Here is a 19,881-nt window from a genome sequence, read left to right as displayed (position 1 = left end):
GCCGTCCGAGACGCTACGCGCCTCGCGCTTTCGGTTAGCCGCTGCCGAGTGGAGTCAAGTCTGTATTCAGTCAACAGCCATCGCCCAAAAACTCCCCTGCGGCGTGTGGCGACTTTGCGCCTGCTTGTGCACGTCATCGTCAACATGCGTCACCAACGAGAGGACCTGCACGATGTCCCACGCAACGACCGATGCCCCGTGGTGGGTTGAGTTCTTCGCCGCTCACGACGGCGAGGGCTACAACATGACGCAGTGGGGGGTTCAGAACGAACTCGGATTGCGGCCTGCTGTGCTGGTGATCGACGTCGTTCGCGCCTTCACCGGCGACGAAGGGCAGTCGCTGGAGGAGGCCACCGCTGCCTTTCCGACCGCGTGTGGTCCGAATGCCTGGACGGCGATGCCTCACCTCAAGGCAGTTATCGATCTGGCGACGAACAACGACTGGCCGCTCGTCTACACCACTGCGCTTCCGGGTGGGGCGCCACTTTTCGGCGGGACGGTCAAGGCCGAACTGAGCGGCCTGGGGTCGCCGATGGATCTTGCCGGTGCGCAAGAGGTGCCGAACCAGATCAAGCCTCCGCCTCAAGCCCTGGTGTTCGCGAAGACGAAGGCGAGCGCGTTTTTCGACACTCCCCTGAGGTCGTTCCTGATCCGCAAGCAGATCGACTCGCTGATCGTTACCGGCGCGACGACCTCAGGATGCGTCAGGGCGACGGTGATCGATGCTCATTCCAATGGATACCCGACGTTCGTGGTCGAGGACGCGGTGTTCGATCGGTCGCGTCTCAGTCACGGCGTGAACCTCTTCGAGATGAACGCCAAGTACGCGGACGTGATTACGGCCGACCGTCTCGAGCAGCTCGCGACGAATGTGCCGTGACCCACGGACCCACCTAGGAGCTGTTGGCTCGCGATGCTTGCCGTGACAAGAAGCGGCCGACTCGGACATGCCTGCCCGGGCACGAACCTTGCGCTCCGCTCGGCGCGTCACGGCCGAACCAGGCTCGGGCGCTGACGGCTCACCACCCCAGCCATGAGAAGATGCCTCAGGAGATCGAAGTGACCAGTCCCGTTCCGGAAGAGCGACTTGGGGCAACAACCGAATCGAGTCGCCGGGCGTTCGGTCTAGATGCCGTGGCCGCCTCCGGTATCGCAGTTGCGGCAGGTAACGGGCCACCAGCCCGAGCTGGCGTTCCGGCACGACGCGCAGATCCGTCCGAGCCTGTCCACACGCAGTTCGGCTCAGTGCGGGGTACCACGCTCTCGGGATCGTTGACGCGCTTCCTCGGCATCCCTTACGCCGCGGCCCCGATCGGCGACCTCCGGTTTCGTTCGCCGCGGCCTCACCGCGGATGGCGCGGCGTCCGCGACGCGACGATGCCTGGTCCGTCCTCCATCCAGACGAACGCTGGCGCCTCGGCCTGGATCTACGATTCGGCAACCCTCTTCCCGCTCTCGGAGGACTGCCTCTACCTGAATGTCTGGACGCCAGGCCTGCGTGCGCGACTCCGACCCGTCCTCGTGTTCATCCACGGAGGCAGCGCTCGAACGGGCAGCGGCACGGTGGGGTGTATCGACGGAGAACATCTCGCGCAGTCCGGTGACGTCGTGGTGGTGACGTTGAACTACCGTCTCGGCGCAATGGGGTTGCTCTCCCATCCCACGTGGACCGACCCGGCCACAGGTTTCGCGGGCAACTGGGGCGTCCAGGATCAGCTCGCCGCACTCGGGTGGGTGCGGAAGAACATCGAGAGCTTCGGGGGAGACCCTGACAACGTGACCATCGCGGGGCAGTCGTCGAGTGCCGGCGACGTTCGACACCTCACGTTGCAGCCGGAGAACAGAGGCCTTTACGACAAGGTCATCATCTCGAGCATCAAGCTGAGCAGCGCACAGACCCGAGAGCAAGCCGCCTCCTACACCGAACTGCTTGCCCGGCGCCTGGGGACCTCGGTCGAGGGGCTCCGCTCACTGCCGGCTCAGAGCCTGCACGATGCTGAGGTCGCGCTGTCGGGGGACCGAAAGGCGTTGGCGACGCTGGGGGGAGGACGCCTCGCCGTCATCGTCGACGGGCGCACTGTCCGCGACGTGTCCTACTTCGGCAAGAACTCTCCCGACGTGCCACTACTCATCGGCACGAACCGCAACGAACAGTTCATCCAGTACAACCTGATCGATCCGACTGGGAACCGTGTCTCGGCCTCGCTCCCGCCTGCTACCGAAGACCAGTTGCTTCCGGCGATCAGGGCTGAGCTGTTCCAGAACTACCCCGCCGGAACCATCGACCCGCCGCCGGCCGAGCTCCTCCGTGACACGTTTCGAGCGGCAATGGAAGAGAGCAGGGCGTCGATACTGCCGGCATACGTGCTGATGGAGACCGCAACCGAACTCGTCCGCCGTGGTCCCGCGTCCCACTGGGCCGCGTCGCATACCGCGCAAAATCGCCATGGTGCCTACCTGTACGAACTCAACCAACCGCTGGCACCGCCGGGTGAGGGAACTCCGCACACCGCGGACCTGCCGTTCGAGTTCGGAACATTTCGCGAGCCGTTTCTGGCTGCTCGGGTGGGGTCCAACCGAACGGTGGCCGCAGTGTCGGATGCACTGGCAGAGGCGTGGACGACGTTCGCGCACACGGGATCTCCTGTCACCGGCAACACCTCGTCGTGGCGACCATACGATCGACTCTCACGCACCGTCGCCGACTTCGGTGGCCCTCGAGGAGTCACGGTGACCACTGATCCCCGGGCGCAGGAACGGCTCGCATTCCCTGTTTTCCTGTGAGGTCTACGCGCCCTGTCCTGTCGTTTCCGCTTTGCGGCCCGGGACCGAATCATCGAGCGGAGAGAGCGGCGCTTCGCAGCGGCGGCACGAGAGCGGTTCGTGCGACAGGTGGACGTGACGAGCTGAGGAGCCTTCGATGACTACGCGAACCGATCGGAACCAGAGATTCATGCTCAGGCGAATCAAGGCCGTGCCCGCCGACGCGATGCACATGCGCCTGATGCTCATGCTGACCTTCACGACCGGTATCAACGATGCCGTCGGCTATCTCGGTCTGGACAGGGTCTTTACCGGAAACATGACCGGCAACGTGGTGGTTCTCGGCATGGCACTGGTCGGAAACACGGGGTTACCAGTTCTCGGCCCTGGTCTCGCCCTGGTCGGGTTCATTGTGGGGGCGGCCCTCGGTGGTCGCGTCCTCAGGAGCGACGTGGCCGGCTGGTCTCGACGCACGACGATGCTGTTCGGCCTGGTCGCAGTACTTCAGACCGCACTCTATCTACTGCTGTTGGCTGCCGGGGGCCGCCCGGTACATGGCGTGATAGTGATGACGACAACCGCTGCTGCGTGCGGAATGGGTATCCAAGCCGCCACCGCCCGCAAGCTTGCGGTGAAGGACATCTCGACCGTCGTCGTCACGAGCACCCTGACCAGCCTGGCCGCTGACGGCGTGTTCGGTTCGAATACGGCTTCGTGGCGCGGCGGCGGCACGCTCCGTAGACTCGCGGCGATCGTTGTCATCTCGCTCGGAGCGTTCGCGGGTGCGCTTCTGCTACAGGTTCAACTCGGAGTAGGACTGTTGCTCGCAGGAGTCCTCAATGGAGGGGTCGCGTTCTTCGGCTCCGTCCACGCCCGTCTCGTCCGCCGGTCGGCGAGAGCACAGTTCGTTACCCATACGTAACCAGCACCAGTTCCGTGGAAGTCCTCGTTGGGCAGGGGCGCCGTTCGACCGTTCGCGCGTGTCCATTTTCGTCTCGTGCGGTCCCTGGTGATCGTTCTGGTCGGCCTCTTCGCCGCGTTCGCGATCATCGACGGCCCGACGTTCTACTCCATGGACGATCTGCGGGTCATCCTCACGACGCAGGCCATCAACAAGGTGATCGCTCTCGCAGTCTTCGTAGCACTGATCGCGGCTATGACTCATCAGGTTCGTGCACATCTGCGAAATGGGCGTCCCGTGCGGGCGCATACCCGAAGGTCGCGCGGGCGTTCGGCGTCCCCATTGGGAGTTCTCGCTCTCAGCGGTATTGCCATCTTCGGTGCCATCGCCATGGCGGCAGGGGTGGCCATGGCTCCGATGGCTACCCCTCAGCGCCGACACTAGCTCCCCGGCAGATCGTGTCGGCGACACCAGCGGCGCCGCCCTCTGGGTGCTTCCCGTTCCAGGCTGGCTGCTGACCTCCAGCTCAGGGACGAGCGTTAGCCGCCGGATTCGTTTAGCTGGCCTATCCGAGATGACCGCAGTCGATGAGGTCTTGGATGAGTCGGCTGGCCTGCTCGGTAAGCAGGATCCGTCTTGACCAGTGAATATCTGGTTTTCGACACGAAAATGAGGCGGCGGAATCGGGCCTCGGATCTGAGCCGCGACGCCCGGCTGGGGCGTAGAGTGACGTCATGACGTCATCTAATTTTCCGGTTCGGGGTCTGTCCGAGACCGACCGATACCTGCTACGCCGCGCGGCGCTCGATCGCGGCGTCAGCGCGAACGCGCTGATCGTGGACCTGTTGCGACGCGAACTCGATGTGCTGTTGCCCGGGGCGCGGGAGGCCTACGAGCGGCGCACTGACGTGGCCGAGCAGGCGTTGCGCCGTCAAGGCGTGGATCCGGACTCGGCCGAGTACGCGAAGGTGCGGGCCTGGACGCGGGCGATGCTGGCGCGTGCGGACCAGCTGCGCCGGAACCAGACCGCGTGAGCGCTCCAGTCCTGCTGCTGGATTCCACTGTTCTGGTCGCCTACGAGCGACCCGTCGTGCCCAGGCGATCGTGGCCGAAGCCACGATCGACGGACGCATCCTTGCCACGACAGCGGTGTCACTGGCCACGGCCTGCGCCGAGCTGGGCACGCAGACCCGCGAATTGACCTGGTTGGTCTACGACCGGGGGCCCGTTGTCGGTGCTGCCACTGGCCATGAACGCGATGGAGATCGGGTCGGCGGCCTCGGATGCGAAAACGGTCGGAGATCTCAAGGTGGCCAGCGTGGTCCACGAGGCCACTACCGCCTCGGCGGCGGTACTGACCTAGGACCCGACCCGCTACACCGGTCATGGCATCGACGTTGTCGATATGCGCCCCTAACCTTCCCGCTGCATGTTGAGAGGGACCCCACCAACGCGGGGTGCGAGGTCCAGATCCGCGAAAAGTCACGCTAAGTGGTTTGGCTATCAATCCGAGCCGCGTAGCGGGCGCTACTGTTGGTGCCATCCCATATTTGACGTGCTCGTATGCCCTCGGCGCTGCCGACCTTGCTCATCGGCCAGCCCCGAACGAACCCCGACAGGATCAGCGGCCCGACACGTCGAGCGCGACACCATCACCGGCGCGTTTGAGGGCGCGCCGCATGGAGCCCTCGGTAGGGCTGGTGGGCGCAGTCGCGCTGTCGGAGCCGGCCATGCTGCTCAAAGGATTCCTCTCGGATGGCATCAGTGGGTGGTGTCAGGCGTGCGCAGCCTGTCCGACGAACCACTGAGAGGGCGGTTCGTGAGTTGATGTCCGTTTTCAGGCGAGGTTGGGGGCAGGGGTCTTGCTGCGCGGCAAGCGAATCGGGGGCGCATCGCCCGCAAGGGCGTCGAGTCCAGCGAACGCTGAGGGCGACGCCGCTGGGGCATCGAGCGGGCGATGTGCGCCACGAGGCGCTCTGTTGGCGAGCGCCATGGCCCCTCTTCGGATCTGAACCAGCTGTGCCGCGTCAGTGCTCCTGGGCCGCCGGCTCCAGAACGAAGACCGGGATCTCCCGGTCCGTCTTCTTCTGGTAGTCGGCATAGTCCGGGAACGCCTCGACGGCTCGCGCCCACCAGACGGTCTTCTCGTCCCCGGTCACCTCGCGTGCCACCATGTCCTGGCGCACCGGGCCGTCTTGAAGCTCCACCCGGGGGTCGGCCACCACGTTGTGGTACCAGACCGGGTGCTTGGGGGCTCCTCCCATGGAGGCGACGGCGACGTAGGAGCCGTGGTGCTCCACCCGCATGACCGGGGACTTGCGGATCTTGCCGCTCTTCGCACCCAGGGTGGTCAGGATGACGACAGGCAGGTCCCGCCCCGCATCCGGACCCATCAGCTCGTTCAGCGTCAGTCCTTCCGTACCACCGGAGCTTTCGTACAGCTCCACCTGGTCACGTACCGGTTGCATCGCGCTCGGCTCGTACTCGCCTTTAAGTGGCATGTCGCTTATCTCCATACTGTCGAAGAGTTTTCGTTTGTACTGGTTCCGATGCCGAAACCGGCCGCGAGCTGGGTGTGTCCGCACCGCAGGTGGGCCAGCACCGGCAGAGCCTGCCGGTCCGCCGGGAGCCGACGCCATCGGGTACCGAGCTCACGTCGCCGGGTAGCCAGCAGGCGGGACAGGAACCGAAGGGTCGAGCTGGACAGATCCAGCCCCGCTGGGTGACAGGCACATGAAGCTCCGGGCGGACCGGTTGCTCTTGGTCGACAACCCATCTACCAGGAGCTTCACCTCTTCCCGCACGCGGCCTCCACACCGATTCATGCCACCGTCGGCCGGGTTCGCAAAGGCTCAGTGGTGTGGAGCGATCCCTTATCCGTGTCACTACTGTATCGAATATATCCACAGTTGCAACATTGAAGAATCGATTGATGAGGTACGCGTAGCGTTCACGTATCCTCTACATGGGACCAGGCAGCGAACGACCGGACAGGAGACAGACATGGGCCGAGCACTGCGGGCAGATGCCGAGCGCAGTGTGCGCGCGATTTTGGAGGCGGCCGAGCGGGTCCTCGCCCAGGACGCCGGCGCCTCCATGGAGCAGATCGCCGAGGCGGCGGGACTGACGAGGATCACCGTGCACCGCCGGTTCGCGAACCGGCAGGCGCTGCTGGAGGCGCTCGCCGTCTCCGCGAAGCAGCAGATCATCGACGCGATCGAGGAAGCCCGGCCCAACTCCGCCCCCGCGCTCGTGGCGCTGTACCGGGTGACCGCGAACGTACTGCGGGTCAAGAACACCTGGCGCTACACCCTCAGCCACGCCACGGCCCACACCCCCGCCGCCGCGGTCGCCCTCTGGGCCGAGATCGACGCGCACACCGTGAAACTCCTGACCCGTGTGCAGGGAGAGGGAATACTCGCTCCGGACGCGGACCTGGAGTGGACGCGGCAGGTGTACTACGCCCTCCTCAACGAAGCCCTCAACAGGCCCGGCGCCGATCAGGATCCAGCAGCGCAGGACCCGGACACGCTGGCCGCGCTCGTCATCGACACCCTGCTGCATGGCGCAGGACCGCGAGGCTGAGTCGCGACTGCTCGGCACATGCGTAGTTACCGGAAAAGTTCTGCGTTTTCCGTGATCCAGTCAGGAATGGAGCGGGGGGGCCGCCCAAGCACGGCCTCGACGGTCGAGGTCGTTTCGGTGCTGGCGCCCGACGCAAAGGCCTCGACGTCGATGCCGAGAAGGATTCCGACGATCATGTCGGGCAGTCCGAGTGACAGCAGCAACGCTCGCTGCTCGTCGGGAGTTCGGTGCGTGTACTTCACCGTGCGCCCGATCGCCAGCGAAAGGTGCTCCGCGATGGCATCCATGCTTAGCCCGCCAGGTCCGGTGAGGTGGTAGGGCCTGCGGGCCGAGCCACTCGCTGCGCCGCTCAGGATCAGACGGGTTGCCACATCTGCGACATCGCGCACATCGATGAGGTTCGCGGGCACAGTTCCTGCGGCTCCGCCCCACAAATTGTTCTTGATGAGCTCCGCCTGAGCGCCGATAACTGCACTGAAGGTCATGGGCCGCAGCAGGCTGTAGCCGATGTCGACCTTGCTGAGGTGGTCCTCTATCTGCAGGTGCCAGTCGATTGGGTGCATGCGGGAAGGCCAGGTCCACGAACTCACCTTCACCACATGCTCGACTCCGGCGCGGGCGGCTGCGTCGATGAGCGCTATCTCCTGAAGAGCTTGGTCATCGGAACTACCCAAGCTGATGACCAGGACGCTTGCGCCGTCAACAGCGGACGCTATCGAGCCGGCGTCCGCGTAATCGATTTGGCGACTCGTGGTCCGGGCGCCGGCGGTGTCCGGATCTGACGGTGTCCGGCTGAGTGAACGTACCGCGGCTCCCGCGTCGGAAAGTCCCTCGACGACCCCGCTGCCGACCCGCCCTGTCGCGCCGGCGACGGCAACGAGCCCCTGCCTTGATACTTCATTCATATTGGCATCTTCCTTCTCTTGGTAGTTACGGCTTGGGCTGGGCGCGGAGTGCGCCGACACCGGCAACAACGGCTGACATGGCTACCGCTGCCGCGAGGACGCTGGTGCGTGGGGCAATGTCCCGTCGGATTCCCGAAGCGACCAAGGCGACGGCGTCGACCGTATCCATCACTACGTTCAGCTTCAGGTACGCCTGGGGATTGGTAACCGTGTCGAGCCGCAGCAGTCCCAGACCCAGAGCGGCATTGCGGATCGCGAACATCCGCCCGTACGCGACGGCGGGAGTCCCTCGCATCTCCATCCCGAAGACCTGTGCGACGGCGCCGGGAGTTGCCAGGTGACTGGCGGCGACGACGAACCTGCCGGTGGTCAGCAACTTGAGCCAGACGGACGGCGCTATCGGAGCGGGAGGGGGACTCGCCATGCGAGGACTCGCTTTCGTCGGGTCGATTGGAGGCGCAAGCACCTAAACTATAAGAACACTAGTCACTAGGATTATGCAAGTTACTAGTGGCCTGCTACCTTGGTGCCAGCCAGGTTGTGGAAGGAGTGGCTGTGACTGACGAAGTCGACCCGTACTGTCCGTACTTCAGTGCCGCGATGGACACACTAGGCAAGCGATGGGCCGGGCACGTGCTTCGCGCGCTGGTGCCAGGTCCGATGAGGTTCAACGCGGTGGCGTCGGCCATCCCCTCACTGACCGAGAGCACCCTGTCGCAGCGCTTGAAGGAACTCGAGAGTGCAGGATTGATCGATCGAGCGGTCTATAACGAACATCCCGTGCGCGTCGAGTACGCGCTGACCGACAAGGGCCGCGCGCTAGGCGATGTGCTGCTGCAACTGAACGGCTGGGCGCTGGAATGGATCACCCTGCCCAACGGGACGACGTCGCAGTGACGACTGGGGCGCCATCGCCTTGATGCGATATCGGAGCGGAGGGTGGCGCCTCGCTCCGCGTGGCCCTCCGCCGGATGCTGGAGGTGTGCTCGTCAGTCAGCCTTTCCCAGCCTCAGGTCCGCCCGCTGATCGCGTGCCATATTTGCCTCCCCCCTGCTACGGGGCGATGGTGCCGATGTTTTTGTCCGGGTGTGCCGACAGGAGGTAGCCGGTGGCGGAGAGGTTGGACAGGCCGAAGAGGTCCATCAGCCGGACGGGGTCGGCGCTGTGACGCGCCTCGTCGACGATTCGGTCCACCCACAGGCGGCCGGCCGGCAGGCCGACTCGTTGGAAGCGGCAACTCGCGCAGCGGCGCGGCCGGGGCCGGCGAGCCACATCCTGATTCTTCACCCATCCCGCGTGGCAGCGCACCTTCCCCCTGAGATCCAGGTGATTTGGCGGCGCTCAGCACATTCGGCCGGAATCCGGCGGTAAGGATTTATTGTCGGTGCCATCCCATATCTGACCTGCTCGTATTCCCCCGGCAATCACGGATGTGAGGGTGCTCGGCGGGCTCGGATGGCGGCGTAGTTGGACCAGTCCGTAGCGAGGAGCGAGGCGCGTTCCGCAGCGAATTTCGGGTTGCAGCCGACAAGGTCCGCGAGGACCGGCGCGGGGATCTCCCGCAGCAGTTCGTTTAAGGCCGCGACCCGGCCGGCGCCGGTGACGCCGAGTCGGCGAAGCCGTTCCCGGAGCCTGGCGGTGCTGATCGGGCGGTTCGGTCGCTGCCCGGGTAGTAGCCAGGGTGACGTCGGGTTGGCTGCGGTGCCCATGTTGCGACGTTGGGTGATCAGATCGGTGATGAGACTGTCCAGGGGCTCGGGCATCGGCAGGTCTTCTTCGGCGATCCGCAGGAACACCTGACCGTCTTGGATGGTGACGTCGTCCAGCCTGATTTGAGCGATGCGGGTGGCGGGCATGGCATAGAGCAGGACCAGAAGACCCACGACGCGGTCGATCGGGGGCAAGGTGTCCTCGGTGAACAGTTCGCGGATCAGTGCGATCCGCTCCGGCTGGGGTTGCGCCGCCGGAGCGGCGCCCCTGGGTGGGTTGGGAATTCGCAACTTCGGGCAGAGCCGTCGCCGGATGGCGAAGGTCATGAAGATGCGGGCCAGAAGGCGGGTTGTCGGGCCGTCGGCAAACCAATCGTCGATATCGTGCTGTGTGCATTCGGCCAAGAGGGTTCCACGAGCCCTCAGCCAGTTCAGAAAATCCAACGCGGCCCTTGATTGCTGGCGGGCGGTCGAGAAGGCCGAGGCGCGAAGGGCGCCGTTGTCGAGTTGCTGCAGGATCCGGTGGCGGTGGTGCCACCGAATGTAGGTGGCGAGGGCCTGGCGGTCGTCGGCCGCGGCGATCCCGCTGAGCAGATCGGCCGTCCATTCATCGAACTTCAGCAGTCCTGGATTGCGTTGCGGCAGAAGACCGGTCGACATGAGAAGTTCGCGCAGGTAGCGGACGCTGTGGGAGCGAGGCAGGGCGGAGAAGGCTTCGTGGGTCAGCGGCAGGTCGCCGGTCGCCAGCGCCCGCAGCCGATCACCGACGCCCGGATAGCGAAGCCACTTTTCGACGCTGGCCGGGTTCTTCGACGAGCACAACGCATCGACCAACGGGGTCAGGAATACCGCTGCAGAGCCGGTGCCGTCATCGAGGAGCGTGCTCACTCTGCGGTGTAGCGCGCATCGTTCGCATTCTCGGACTCCCCACAAGATCTGGTCGTCAGCACCGCAAGTGTCACAAGCGAATCCAGTGATGCCGAAGCAGGGTGCGCAGAGCTGGTCTTCGTCGCGCTGGCCGGGAAGGACTCGGCGGTGTCCGCAGTCGGAGCAGACACCGATGCGACGGTAGACGGCCCGGTGGCAACTGGCGCAGATGACACCATCCGGCCAGCGGACCGACCGCGGCCGCATCTGGCCGCAGCGGGCGCAGGAGCTGGGTTTGTTGCTCACTGGGAGTCCGGGGTGATGCGGGCCCGCCGTGGCCTACCGATCCGATTGAGGTCGACGACATCGTCGGACAGGTCAGCGCCGACCGCCTTGCGCGACTTGACGGTTTCGACCTGCGGAGCGATGAGGTCGTTCGGGGTGCAGGACAGAATGTCGCAGAGCGCGACCAGGATCGGCAGGGACAGGCGCTCAGGCTTGCCGGACACCAGCCGGTAGATCTGCACGTTTGACAGATGGATGCCGCGGTCGGCCAGTAGCGGCGCCAGCTCGGTGGTCTTCCACATGCCCTGCTCGGCCATCCGTTCGCGCAGCAGCCAGTTGTAGCCCATCTTCTTGGTGGTCATCTCTGCCCTACCTTCTCGCCGCGGGCCTGCTCGATCACCTTGTCGAGAGCGGCCCGCAGCACGGTCGTCTTGTAGTCGGAGGAGACCGAGGTGTAGACCGACAGCGTGCTGCCGTGCTCGTGCCCGACCTGCTGTTGAACGAAGAGCGGGTCGAAGCCGTCCTCGATCAGATGCGTGATGTAGGAGTGGCGCAGGCAGTGCGGTCCCAGTTCGGCGGGCAGGCCCACTCGCTCACGGAGCTTGACGAACACCGCATTGAACCGGGTCTCACTCATGCGCTCCGACCGCTCCGAAGGCCACAGCGCCGTGCTGTTCTCGCGGCGGCAGTATGGCCAGATATCGCTCACCCACTCGGTGAGCACGTCGACCGACCAAGGCATCACGGTCAACACGCTGCGCCGTTTCGGACCGCTGCCTTGGCTGCCCTTACCGAAACGGACATAGCAGACGCCGAAGTCACCGAACTCCGTAGCCTTCGGATTGCGGCCGAAATCGTGGACCTCCAACCGCACCACCTCCCGGCGGCGAAGCCCGAAAGCGTAGGCGGTCTTCAACATTGCCGCATCACGGAACGCTGCCACTGCGCCTTTGCGGCCGTGCCGGCGGATCTCCTCCACCATCTCGTCGGCCGCATCGAAAAGCAGCTGCAACTCGGGGCGGGACAATGCTCGGCGCTGTGGGCGTCCCTCGACGTCGAGGATGTGCTTGGCGCTGTTCCAGTCGTGGCTGATCTGGATCGGGTGAGTGCCGAATCGTTTCTCGCACTCGACATCCCACCCATAGAGCGGTTCACAGACGTAGCCAAGGAACGAGCGGATCGCCAGCTGGTAGGCCCGCACCGTCGACAGCGCCAGCCCGCGCACGGCACGTAGATCGGTCGACCACTCCTCGAGATGCTGCGGCGTCCACTGCCACGGGAACTCACCGGAGTGGTCCTGAAACCGCCGTAGCAGATCCAATCGGGCATCGACAGTGCCGAAGGCCAGGTTCCGGCTCAGCTGCTGCTGCCGCCACCCTTCCAGCATCGCCTCGAACACCTGGACGTCCGGACGCAGCAACGGCACCCCGGCCGCCACGACCCGATGGGCCGCGCCAGCGACCTCCAACCTTCGCGATCCCGCCACCCAACACCCCAACATCCACCGAATGATTCCTTCATCAGATGATAGATGGGGTGAAGAGCGGCTGATCACAGCCCCGGCTCCGATACCTCTCGCGCTATCGACCCAAGTCGGGGGCCAGCAAATTCCCGCAGCTCAGAGACTAAATCTGTTGACGCAGACAATCTTTCATCAGATGAAATATGGGCCAGAGCGCAGATAAGTGCTCATTGTCTGCGGTAACTCCTTAGCGCGACTTTTCCCGGATTTGGGCAGAGTGCTGTGTCTGTCCATCCGAAACCAACTGCTACACAGTCCATCTCGGGCGGTTCTACACGAGTTGCATCTCTGGTCTTGCAGCAGCAGAAATCAGCGTCGCGAGGTCCGGTGATAAACTGAATACAGTCGGCAATCTGCGGGACTTACTGCTAGTGTCAACTGAATACACATGGGAGGAGGAGGTCGAGCACCGTGACGACCGCTTTCAACTTAGTGCGGGAAGCGCAGCGTTCGACGTGAGTGCACGTCCAGTCCGCACTCACATCTCCGGAAATTGCCCCCTCATAAGCGTCAGGAGTCGCCGTGGAAACATGTGAGGTCGTCGTTGTAGGTAGTGGTCCGACCGGACTGATGCTGGCCGCCGAGCTGAAGCTGGCCGGCATCGATGTCGTGGTCCTCGACCGCAACCCAGGTCGTCACGGCGAGAGCCGCGCGGTGCATATGCAACCGCGAGCTGCCGAGGAGATGCAGCTGCGCGGCCTGTTCGCGGGAATGAACGAGCGCGCCGTGGTCACACTGGACTCCGGGTACATGGCGGGCGTCCCGTATCCACTGAGGTACGAGACGTGGCCGACGCGTATTCCGAACATGGTTCGCATCCCGCAGCCGCGGGTCGAGCAGTTGCTCGAGGAGCACCTCAACGGGCTAGGCATCGAGGTGCGCTACCACAACACGGTCACCGGCCTGACCCAGGACGAGCACGGCGTCACCGTCGAGGTCGCGGGGGTCGACGGTGACCACTACATCCGTGCGTCCTACCTCGTCGGCGCCGACGGCGGTTCCAGCACCGTGCGCAAGCTCGCCGGCATCGCCTTCCCCGGCACCGACGCTACCTCTTGGGGCGTCGTCGGAGATATCACCCTGTCCAAGATCCCCGAGGAACTCGCGTCACTGCACCGCCCGGCGGTCGACATCTACGGCACGCTTAAGCCCAACGCCCGCTTCGTCATGCTCATCCCGCTCGGCGCGAGCGGCCGCTTCCGCTGCGCCTGGATGGACCCCGACCCCGCCGCCAAACCCGAACACTCCCTCGTCCCGGTCACCCGCGAGGAGTACGAAGAGGTTCTGCTCGAACGCTACGACGGCGAAGTCGAGATCGACGAGCTCATCTGGGCGGGCCGCTACACCAATGCCAACCGGCAGGCTGAGAACTACCGCGCAGGACGCGTCCTGCTGGCCGGCGACGCAGCCCACATCCATCTCCCGGCAAGCTCGCAGGGCATGGGTCTCGGCCTGCAGGACGCGATGAACCTGGGCTGGAAGCTCGCCGCACACGTCCGCGGCCACGCGCCCCACACGATCCTCGACAGCTTCCATACCGAACGGCACGCAGCCACCAAACGGGTCCTGGAGAACATCAAGGTCCAGGGCCTGCTGACGTCGCCTGCCACCACGGTCGAGGTCCCTGCCGTGCGCGACCTGCTTGTCTCACTGCTGGAGATCCCGGAGGTCAACCACCAGATCTCGGGTCTCCTCTCCAACCTCGACATCCGTCATCCCGTCATTGGCTACCAACCGGGCGTCTCCCACGGCTTGCTCGGGGCACGCATGCCCGACGTCGAGGTCACCCTCAACCATCCCGACGGGCCCCGCACCAGCTGGCTCAGCGACCTGTTCCACACCGGGCACATGGTCCTGATCACCACACCCGGCAGCACCCATGCCGACACCGCCGCCCCATGGCTCGACCTGATCGACATCGTCGAAGTCGACGCACTCCCACTGCCCGGCGACCCCGCCGACGCACTGCTCGTGCGACCCGATGGCTACATCGCCTGGACCTCGCCCGACGGCGGCGACCTCACGACCGCTCTCGCCACCTGGCTGACCGCCACTGCAGCACCGCAACCTGCCCAGGCATGAACCACACCCGTCACTGCACCCAGACTCTTGAAGGAGAATCGTCGTGAATGCCGAATCCGATCTGCCCGCACTGCTCGCCGAGGCCACCAAGGCTGCTGAGTCGGCCGGCGCCCACTTGAAGCAGCAGTACGCGCAGTTGCCCACCTTCCCGGAGTTCCGCGAATGGGACCAGTTGCGTACCAAGTTCTACGAGCTCGACGCCTTGACGAGCAAGATCGTGATGGAGCCTCTGCAGGCCGTCCATCCCGACGCCCAGTGGCTCGAAGAGGACTGGGAGCACGGAACCGTCATCCCGACCGAGGGTGACGTCTGGGTACTGGACGCAGTGGAGGGCGCAGTCCAGTTCGTCCACCACCTGCCCGGATGGGTGGTCAGCTTGGCGCTGGTCCGCGACGGGGAAACGGTGCTGTCCATTCTTCACAGCCCACTTCTGAATGAGACCTATACCGCGATCCGTGGAGGGGGAGCCTTCCTCAACGGCGAGCCGATCACCCCTTCGCCAAAGACCGCGCTCTCGGCCGCGATGGTAGCGACCGGCGAAGCGCCCTTCATCGGCCGTCAGCCGGAGATCGCCAAGCAGATCGCTCGCGGATACCTGCGTCTGATGCCGGCGGCCATGGCACACCGCAACTTTGGTCCCACCGCTTGGGAGATCGCTGACGTCGCATCAGGACGACTCGACGTCTTCTGGCAGTTCGGCAAGGACCCCGCGAACCTTCTCGCCGGCGCGTTGCTGGTCACCGAGGCCGGCGGCACGGTCACCGACGCCAAGGGCAATCCCTGGCAGGCCGACTCCGAGAGTTTCATCGCAGGCCCGGCTGTTCTTACCGAACAGGTCGTTGCCGCGCTCGCCTGACCCACGCCAGCCGCTGGCCGCGGTGGGTGCCGTCAGCACACACCTACCGCGTGCCACACCGGACCAGACAGAAAAGGCATCACATGACAGCCCACGAGATCGATCCAGCCTGGGTCCAGGGGACGTGGTCGATCGACACTCCGCACAGCCACGCCGGCTTCATCGTCCGGCACTACATGGTGGCCAACGTCCATGGCAGCCTCTCCGGTGTCGCCGGGACGATCGTGACGGGCCCGACCGCGTCCGACTCGAGCGTGACGGCGACGATCGACGCCACGAGCGTCACGACGGGTTTCCAAGCGCGTGACAGCCACATTCGTTCCCCGGAGATCTTCGACGTGGAGCGCCATCCGCAGTGGAGCTTCGTCTCCACCTCGATCCGCCCCGACGGGGAGACCTATCTCCTCGACGGTGCCATCACGATCCGTGGCGTCACCAATCCGATCACCCTGACGATGGACGCGCCGCGCTTCGGTTCTGCAGGACAACCCGGAGCGGCCAAGGCGGGCTTCTCGGCGCGCGGCGTCATCAGCCGCGGTGATTTCGGCATCGACTTCAACCACCCACTGCCCGGTGGAGGAGTGACCGTAAGCGACAAGGTGCGAATCGTTCTCGAGATCGAGGCGAATCTCGTCAGCTAGTGGATTCAGTCAAGGATTGGTGTGTCCCGCGTCAAGCAGTTTGAAGCGCCCCAGGTTCTCTGCTTATGCGGTTTGCTGCTGTCGGTCTGGACCGGCAGCACCCAGCGGCGCACCGACTCCCTCCCGACACCCTCACGCCGGGCCACCGCCTCGACCCATCGAGCCGAGCAGCCAGGCCTCGGTCCCACACACGTCGCCAGGTGCATCCGAAATCAGTCGCCGCATGTGGATGGCTGACAGCCGATCGTAGGAAGCGGACGCGAGCGCGGGAGCATCTGCTTTTACCCTGTTGTTGACCGACACGTCTAATGAATCTCCCTCGGAAGGGTCACATGAGCACCGCAGTTCGCGACTTGATCATCGTCGGTTCCGGACCCGCCGGCTACACCGCCGCCGTCTACGCCGCCCGCGCCGAACTCCAGCCCCTGCTGTTCGAGGGGACCCAGTTCGGTGGCGCACTGATGACCACCACCGAGGTCGAAAACTTCCCCGGCTTCCGCGCGGGCATCATGGGCCCGGATCTGATGGAGGAGATGCGCGAACAGGCCAAGCGGTTCGGTGCCGATATCCGGACCGAGGATGTGGACGCCATTGACCTGAGCGGTCCGATCAAGACGGTCACCGTCGGCGATGAGACCCACCAGGCCTACGCCGTAGTCCTCGCCATGGGCTCGGCCGCGCGCTATCTGAACGTCCCCGGTGAGCAGAAGCTGCTCGGCCGCGGTGTCAGCGCCTGCGCCACCTGTGACGGCTTCTTCTTCAAGGGCCAGGACATCGTGGTGGTCGGCGGCGGCGACTCCGCCATGGAGGAGGCGACCTTCCTCACCAAGTTCGCCAGCAGCGTCACCATCGTGCACCGCCGCGAGGAATTCCGTGCCTCGCGCATCATGCTGGAGCGCGCCAAGGCCAACGAGAAGATCAAGTTCGTACTCAATGCCGAGGTCGCCACGGTCAACGGCGATACCAGCGTGACCAGCCTGACTTTGCGCGATACCCGCACCGGCGAAACCTCCGAGCTGGCCGCGACCGGCCTGTTCGTGGCGATCGGCCACGATCCGCGCAGCGAGCTGGTCAAGGATCAGGTAGAGCTGGACGACGAGGGCTACGTGCAGGTGCTGCACCCCACAACGGCGACCAAGGTGCCCGGTGTCTTCGCCGCGGGCGATCTGGTCGACCACACCTACCGCCAGGCCATTACCGCCGCGGGAACCGGCTGCCGCGCCGCGATCGACGCCGAGCGCTGGCTGGCCGAACAGGGTGACATCACCTCGAACACCCTGGGTCACGCAGGCAACCCAGTTGCCGTGCCCGCCAACTGATCTCATCACTTTTGCACTACAAGGAGATACCCATGTCCGAAAACACGGTCACCGTGACCGACGCGTCCTTCGCCGACGATGTGCTGCTCAGTGAGAAGCCGGTACTCGTCGACTTCTGGGCCGACTGGTGCGGTCCGTGCAAGATGGTCGCCCCGGTGCTGGAGGAGATCGCGGGCACGCACGCGGATAAGCTGACCGTGGCGAAGGTCGATGTGGATGCCAATCCGGGCGTCGCCCGCGATTATCAGATACTCTCGCTGCCGACTATGATGCTGTTCTCCGGTGGCAAGCCGGTCAAGCAGATCGTCGGAGCGAAGGGCAAAGCCGCCCTGCTGCGTGAACTCGACGGCATCATCTGACGTATTCGTCAAACAACGCCGTCAATCGACGACGCGCCGTAGGATGCCTGGACGCCGGGAATTGCTGTAATCCGGTCCGGGTCTGAGACAATCGACCGACCTCCGGTCGTGCGACGGTGCTGGATCCAGCTGACGGTGAAGCAACGCCGTCGGGTCGATCGTTCCGACGGCACTGGTTGGGCGAATCATGGGGTAGGAGAACCCAATACCGGCAAGCCTGCTCTGGGAGACGGATACGCCCCGGCGACCGTGGCGCATTCGGAGACGGTGCTGCGGACTTTCTACGACTTTCACCGCGATGCCGGAAGCGGGCCGATTCTGAATCCGTTCCCGCTGGATCCGTCGCGGCGTTCCCGGCGGGCGCATGCGCATCACAATCCGATGGATGGGTGGGCGCGCGAGCGAGTGGGGCGTTATCGGCGTTACGGCCAGGTGCAGTTCGCGGTCGCGTTCGATAGACCGCGGCATAAGAATGAGAACCTGTCGATGATCTTCTCGAGGTAATCTTCAAACCGCACTGATGTTTCCTTAATCAAGTCACATCATCGCAGCTCGCAGTGCATCTCCGCTTCCGTCTCTGCTGGACGTACGTCAGTGCGGATGCCCCGATTCGAGGGAGTCACCGGCCCCGGGCGTGTTCATCGACCGCTGGTACGCGCCGCCGTACCCGGTGGATCGATGCGCCACCAGCCAGTTCCGCCTCCACCCGGCGGCCGTCGACTGGTCGCGCACCTGTCTCCGGGTAGGCGATCGGCACACCCGGTGGATAGGCGATCAGATAGTCCTGCGGCGTCTGTTCCGCCATGATTCGCCGTGCCCGGGTCTCGTCCTTCCTCGGGGCGGGCGGACGATCTTTCATGGTCGCCAGCAGTCCGGTCGCCAGCGCATCGATGGCGTCGGCACCGATGCCGATGGTGATATTCGCCAGCAGTTCCGAACCGACCGAATGTGGCAGGTACACACCCCATTCGGCAATCAAGCGCCGCCGCACGGCCGCCGCGTTGTCACCCAAGTGGAGGGTGAAGCGGAGTTCGTCCGGCGCGTACCAGGCCGACGCTCGGGGCGGCAGCTCCCGGCCAGATGCCGGAAATCCGCCAGCGATGAGACGGGCGCGCAATTCCCGGTGCAGGGCCAGCGCCCGATCCAGACACTCGCCGCCCTCCTGCTCGGCATGCGCCCTGGCCAGATCCAGTGACGCCATGATCGGCCAGGCGGGTGAGGAGGTGTGGTGGCGATACATGGAGGACTCGGTCGCCGCCACGGCACGCCGGGCCCCGAGGACATGCACGTACGCCGCCTGTCGAGCGGCGCACATTGTCTTGTGCGCTGAATGAGTGACCCAGATCGATCCGGAGAACCGGCCCTGCCCACGTAGACGCGCCGCGACCCAGGTCGGAGACATCGTCGAGGTCTCGTCATGGAAGCCGTGGATCCCGGCCCACGCGTCATCGAAGACGATGTTCGTTGTCGGCGAAATCTCGTTCACCGCAAGCATAATGCGTTCGGCGCGCAACCTGAGTCCACCGTAGGTCGACGATCCCAGTACCAGCGTGTGAAAGGGGACCTCTCGCTGTCGTGCCGCCGCGAGCAGCGCCCGGGCTGCATCCAGATCCGCTACGTCGGGGCGCTCTGGCATCACCGGAATTCGCGTGGTGCTCATTCCTAGCAGGTCACAGGAGAAGTGCAGCGACTGATGAGCCGTCGCGTCCAGCAGCGTCCTGGGGCCGAATTCCGCGGCCGCCGCGATAGCGACGGCGTTCGCGACAGTAGTACCCATCGAGACGAAAAATGTGGCATCGCAGGAGAATGCGGTTGCAGCGCGGGATTGCGCCGCGGCGAGCGGGCCGGTCGGCCAGAACGGGGAGTCCAGCAGGTCACGGCCATAGGACAGGTCGATGCTCGTGTGCTCCGACGCGATCAGCCTGTCGTAGGCCGCACGTAGCTCCGGACTGCGGATCGGCACCTGCCCGCCCCACGGCAGGGCGTGGAAGTTGTACCGCGGCGAGTCGGCGGCGGCGGCGACCGCCGACATCAACGGCAGTGATCCCGGGGCGGTCACGCCGACGCCGGTCTCGTGGTGTGACAGT

At 65.0% G+C, this 19,881-nt stretch carries 21 protein-coding genes and 1 pseudogene; 12 read left to right on the top strand and 10 right to left on the bottom strand.

Annotated features, from left to right (window positions below; all coding sequences use genetic code 11):
- Positions 1-289 precede the first annotated feature (289 nt).
- From ACIBJI_RS24115 to ACIBJI_RS24095, 5 genes are all read left to right on the top strand, one after another.
- The gene (locus tag ACIBJI_RS24115) at positions 290-880 is read left to right on the top strand and encodes an isochorismatase family protein (RefSeq protein WP_397085900.1); all 591 of its coding nucleotides are present in this window, start codon (positions 290-292) and stop codon (positions 878-880) included.
- 161 nt (positions 881-1,041) lie between these two features.
- Positions 1,042-2,784 (top strand): carboxylesterase/lipase family protein, encoded by a 1,743-nt coding sequence (locus ACIBJI_RS24110; protein ID WP_397085898.1) that lies wholly within the window; start codon positions 1,042-1,044, stop codon positions 2,782-2,784.
- 190 nt (positions 2,785-2,974) lie between these two features.
- The gene (locus ACIBJI_RS24105; protein WP_397085896.1) at positions 2,975-3,685 is read left to right on the top strand and encodes a YoaK family protein; all 711 of its coding nucleotides are present in this window, start codon (positions 2,975-2,977) and stop codon (positions 3,683-3,685) included.
- A 75-nt stretch (positions 3,686-3,760) separates the two neighbouring features.
- Positions 3,761-4,108: a hypothetical protein gene (locus ACIBJI_RS24100; RefSeq protein WP_397085894.1), complete on the top strand. Its 348-nt coding sequence runs from the start codon at positions 3,761-3,763 to the stop codon at positions 4,106-4,108.
- Positions 4,109-4,398: 290 nt separating this feature from the next.
- The gene (locus ACIBJI_RS24095) at positions 4,399-4,698 is read left to right on the top strand and encodes a hypothetical protein (protein ID WP_397085892.1); all 300 of its coding nucleotides are present in this window, start codon (positions 4,399-4,401) and stop codon (positions 4,696-4,698) included.
- Between the two features lie 118 nt (positions 4,699-4,816).
- Here ACIBJI_RS24095 and ACIBJI_RS24090 read toward each other — a convergent pair whose 3' ends face one another.
- The 3 genes and pseudogenes from ACIBJI_RS24090 to ACIBJI_RS24080 form a co-directional block, all read right to left on the bottom strand.
- A complete protein-coding gene (locus ACIBJI_RS24090; RefSeq protein ID WP_397085890.1) occupies positions 4,817-4,972 on the bottom strand; it encodes a hypothetical protein in 156 nt (51 codons plus the stop codon).
- A 719-nt stretch (positions 4,973-5,691) separates the two neighbouring features.
- Positions 5,692-6,165, bottom strand: a complete 474-nt coding sequence (locus ACIBJI_RS24085) for a nitroreductase family deazaflavin-dependent oxidoreductase (RefSeq protein WP_397085888.1) — start codon at positions 6,163-6,165, stop codon at positions 5,692-5,694.
- Positions 6,166-6,200: 35 nt separating this feature from the next.
- Positions 6,201-6,440, bottom strand: a pseudogene (locus ACIBJI_RS24080) (hypothetical protein); the annotation flags it as partial.
- A gap of 227 nt (positions 6,441-6,667) precedes the next feature.
- Between ACIBJI_RS24080 and ACIBJI_RS24075 the strand changes: the two are divergent.
- A complete protein-coding gene (locus ACIBJI_RS24075; protein ID WP_397085886.1) occupies positions 6,668-7,249 on the top strand; it encodes a TetR/AcrR family transcriptional regulator in 582 nt (193 codons plus the stop codon).
- A 26-nt stretch (positions 7,250-7,275) separates the two neighbouring features.
- Here ACIBJI_RS24075 and ACIBJI_RS24070 read toward each other — a convergent pair whose 3' ends face one another.
- Both ACIBJI_RS24070 and ACIBJI_RS24065 read right to left on the bottom strand, forming a co-directional pair.
- The gene (locus ACIBJI_RS24070; protein WP_397085884.1) at positions 7,276-8,214 is read right to left on the bottom strand and encodes an NAD(P)H-binding protein; all 939 of its coding nucleotides are present in this window, start codon (positions 8,212-8,214) and stop codon (positions 7,276-7,278) included.
- Positions 8,180-8,578: a hypothetical protein gene (locus ACIBJI_RS24065; protein WP_397085882.1), complete on the bottom strand. Its 399-nt coding sequence runs from the start codon at positions 8,576-8,578 to the stop codon at positions 8,180-8,182. Before ACIBJI_RS24065 ends, ACIBJI_RS24070 begins: the two co-directional genes overlap by 35 nt.
- A gap of 131 nt (positions 8,579-8,709) precedes the next feature.
- Between ACIBJI_RS24065 and ACIBJI_RS24060 the strand changes: the two genes are divergently transcribed.
- Positions 8,710-9,051, top strand: coding sequence for a winged helix-turn-helix transcriptional regulator (locus ACIBJI_RS24060; RefSeq protein WP_397085880.1), 342 nt, complete (start codon positions 8,710-8,712; stop codon positions 9,049-9,051).
- A 156-nt stretch (positions 9,052-9,207) separates the two neighbouring features.
- Here ACIBJI_RS24060 and ACIBJI_RS24055 read toward each other — a convergent pair whose 3' ends face one another.
- The 4 genes from ACIBJI_RS24055 to ACIBJI_RS24040 all read right to left on the bottom strand — a co-directional run bounded on the left by ACIBJI_RS24055 (position 9,208) and on the right by ACIBJI_RS24040 (position 12,501).
- On the bottom strand, positions 9,208-9,441 hold the full coding sequence (locus tag ACIBJI_RS24055) for a hypothetical protein (protein WP_397085878.1): 234 nt from the start codon (positions 9,439-9,441) through the stop codon (positions 9,208-9,210).
- 137 nt (positions 9,442-9,578) lie between these two features.
- Complete coding sequence (locus tag ACIBJI_RS24050; RefSeq protein ID WP_397085876.1) at positions 9,579-10,751, bottom strand: hypothetical protein; 1,173 nt, start codon at positions 10,749-10,751, stop codon at positions 9,579-9,581.
- Between the two features lie 281 nt (positions 10,752-11,032).
- Positions 11,033-11,377, bottom strand: a complete 345-nt coding sequence (locus ACIBJI_RS24045; protein WP_331761156.1) for a helix-turn-helix transcriptional regulator — start codon at positions 11,375-11,377, stop codon at positions 11,033-11,035.
- A complete protein-coding gene (locus ACIBJI_RS24040) occupies positions 11,374-12,501 on the bottom strand; it encodes a tyrosine-type recombinase/integrase (protein ID WP_397085873.1) in 1,128 nt (375 codons plus the stop codon). The genes ACIBJI_RS24045 and ACIBJI_RS24040 overlap by 4 nt, the downstream gene beginning before the upstream one ends.
- Before the next feature lie 558 nt (positions 12,502-13,059).
- Here ACIBJI_RS24040 and ACIBJI_RS24035 point away from each other — a divergent pair.
- The 5 genes from ACIBJI_RS24035 to trxA all read left to right on the top strand — a co-directional run bounded on the left by ACIBJI_RS24035 (position 13,060) and on the right by trxA (position 17,794).
- Positions 13,060-14,619 carry an FAD-dependent monooxygenase gene (locus tag ACIBJI_RS24035; RefSeq protein WP_397085871.1) on the top strand — a complete coding sequence of 520 codons (1,560 nt, stop codon included), beginning with the start codon at positions 13,060-13,062 and terminating at the stop codon, positions 14,617-14,619.
- A 43-nt stretch (positions 14,620-14,662) separates the two neighbouring features.
- The gene (locus ACIBJI_RS24030) at positions 14,663-15,475 is read left to right on the top strand and encodes an inositol monophosphatase family protein (RefSeq protein ID WP_397085869.1); all 813 of its coding nucleotides are present in this window, start codon (positions 14,663-14,665) and stop codon (positions 15,473-15,475) included.
- A gap of 83 nt (positions 15,476-15,558) precedes the next feature.
- A complete protein-coding gene (locus ACIBJI_RS24025; RefSeq protein WP_397085867.1) occupies positions 15,559-16,116 on the top strand; it encodes a YceI family protein in 558 nt (185 codons plus the stop codon).
- 332 nt (positions 16,117-16,448) lie between these two features.
- Positions 16,449-17,435 carry a thioredoxin-disulfide reductase gene (trxB, locus tag ACIBJI_RS24020; protein WP_397085865.1) on the top strand — a complete coding sequence of 329 codons (987 nt, stop codon included), beginning with the start codon at positions 16,449-16,451 and terminating at the stop codon, positions 17,433-17,435.
- A 32-nt stretch (positions 17,436-17,467) separates the two neighbouring features.
- Positions 17,468-17,794 (top strand): thioredoxin, encoded by a 327-nt coding sequence (gene trxA / locus ACIBJI_RS24015; protein WP_062981517.1) that lies wholly within the window; start codon positions 17,468-17,470, stop codon positions 17,792-17,794.
- Positions 17,795-18,413: 619 nt separating this feature from the next.
- On the opposite strand, the gene ACIBJI_RS24010 is transcribed toward trxA, so the two are convergent.
- Positions 18,414-19,853, bottom strand: a complete 1,440-nt coding sequence (locus ACIBJI_RS24010; protein ID WP_397085863.1) for a hypothetical protein — start codon at positions 19,851-19,853, stop codon at positions 18,414-18,416.
- Positions 19,854-19,881 lie beyond the last annotated feature (28 nt).

This window comes from Nocardia sp. NPDC050408, from assembly GCF_044458905.1.
Taxonomy (GTDB): Bacteria; Actinomycetota; Actinomycetes; order Mycobacteriales; family Mycobacteriaceae; genus Nocardia.
This window is presented reverse-complemented; position numbering and strand designations above follow the sequence as displayed.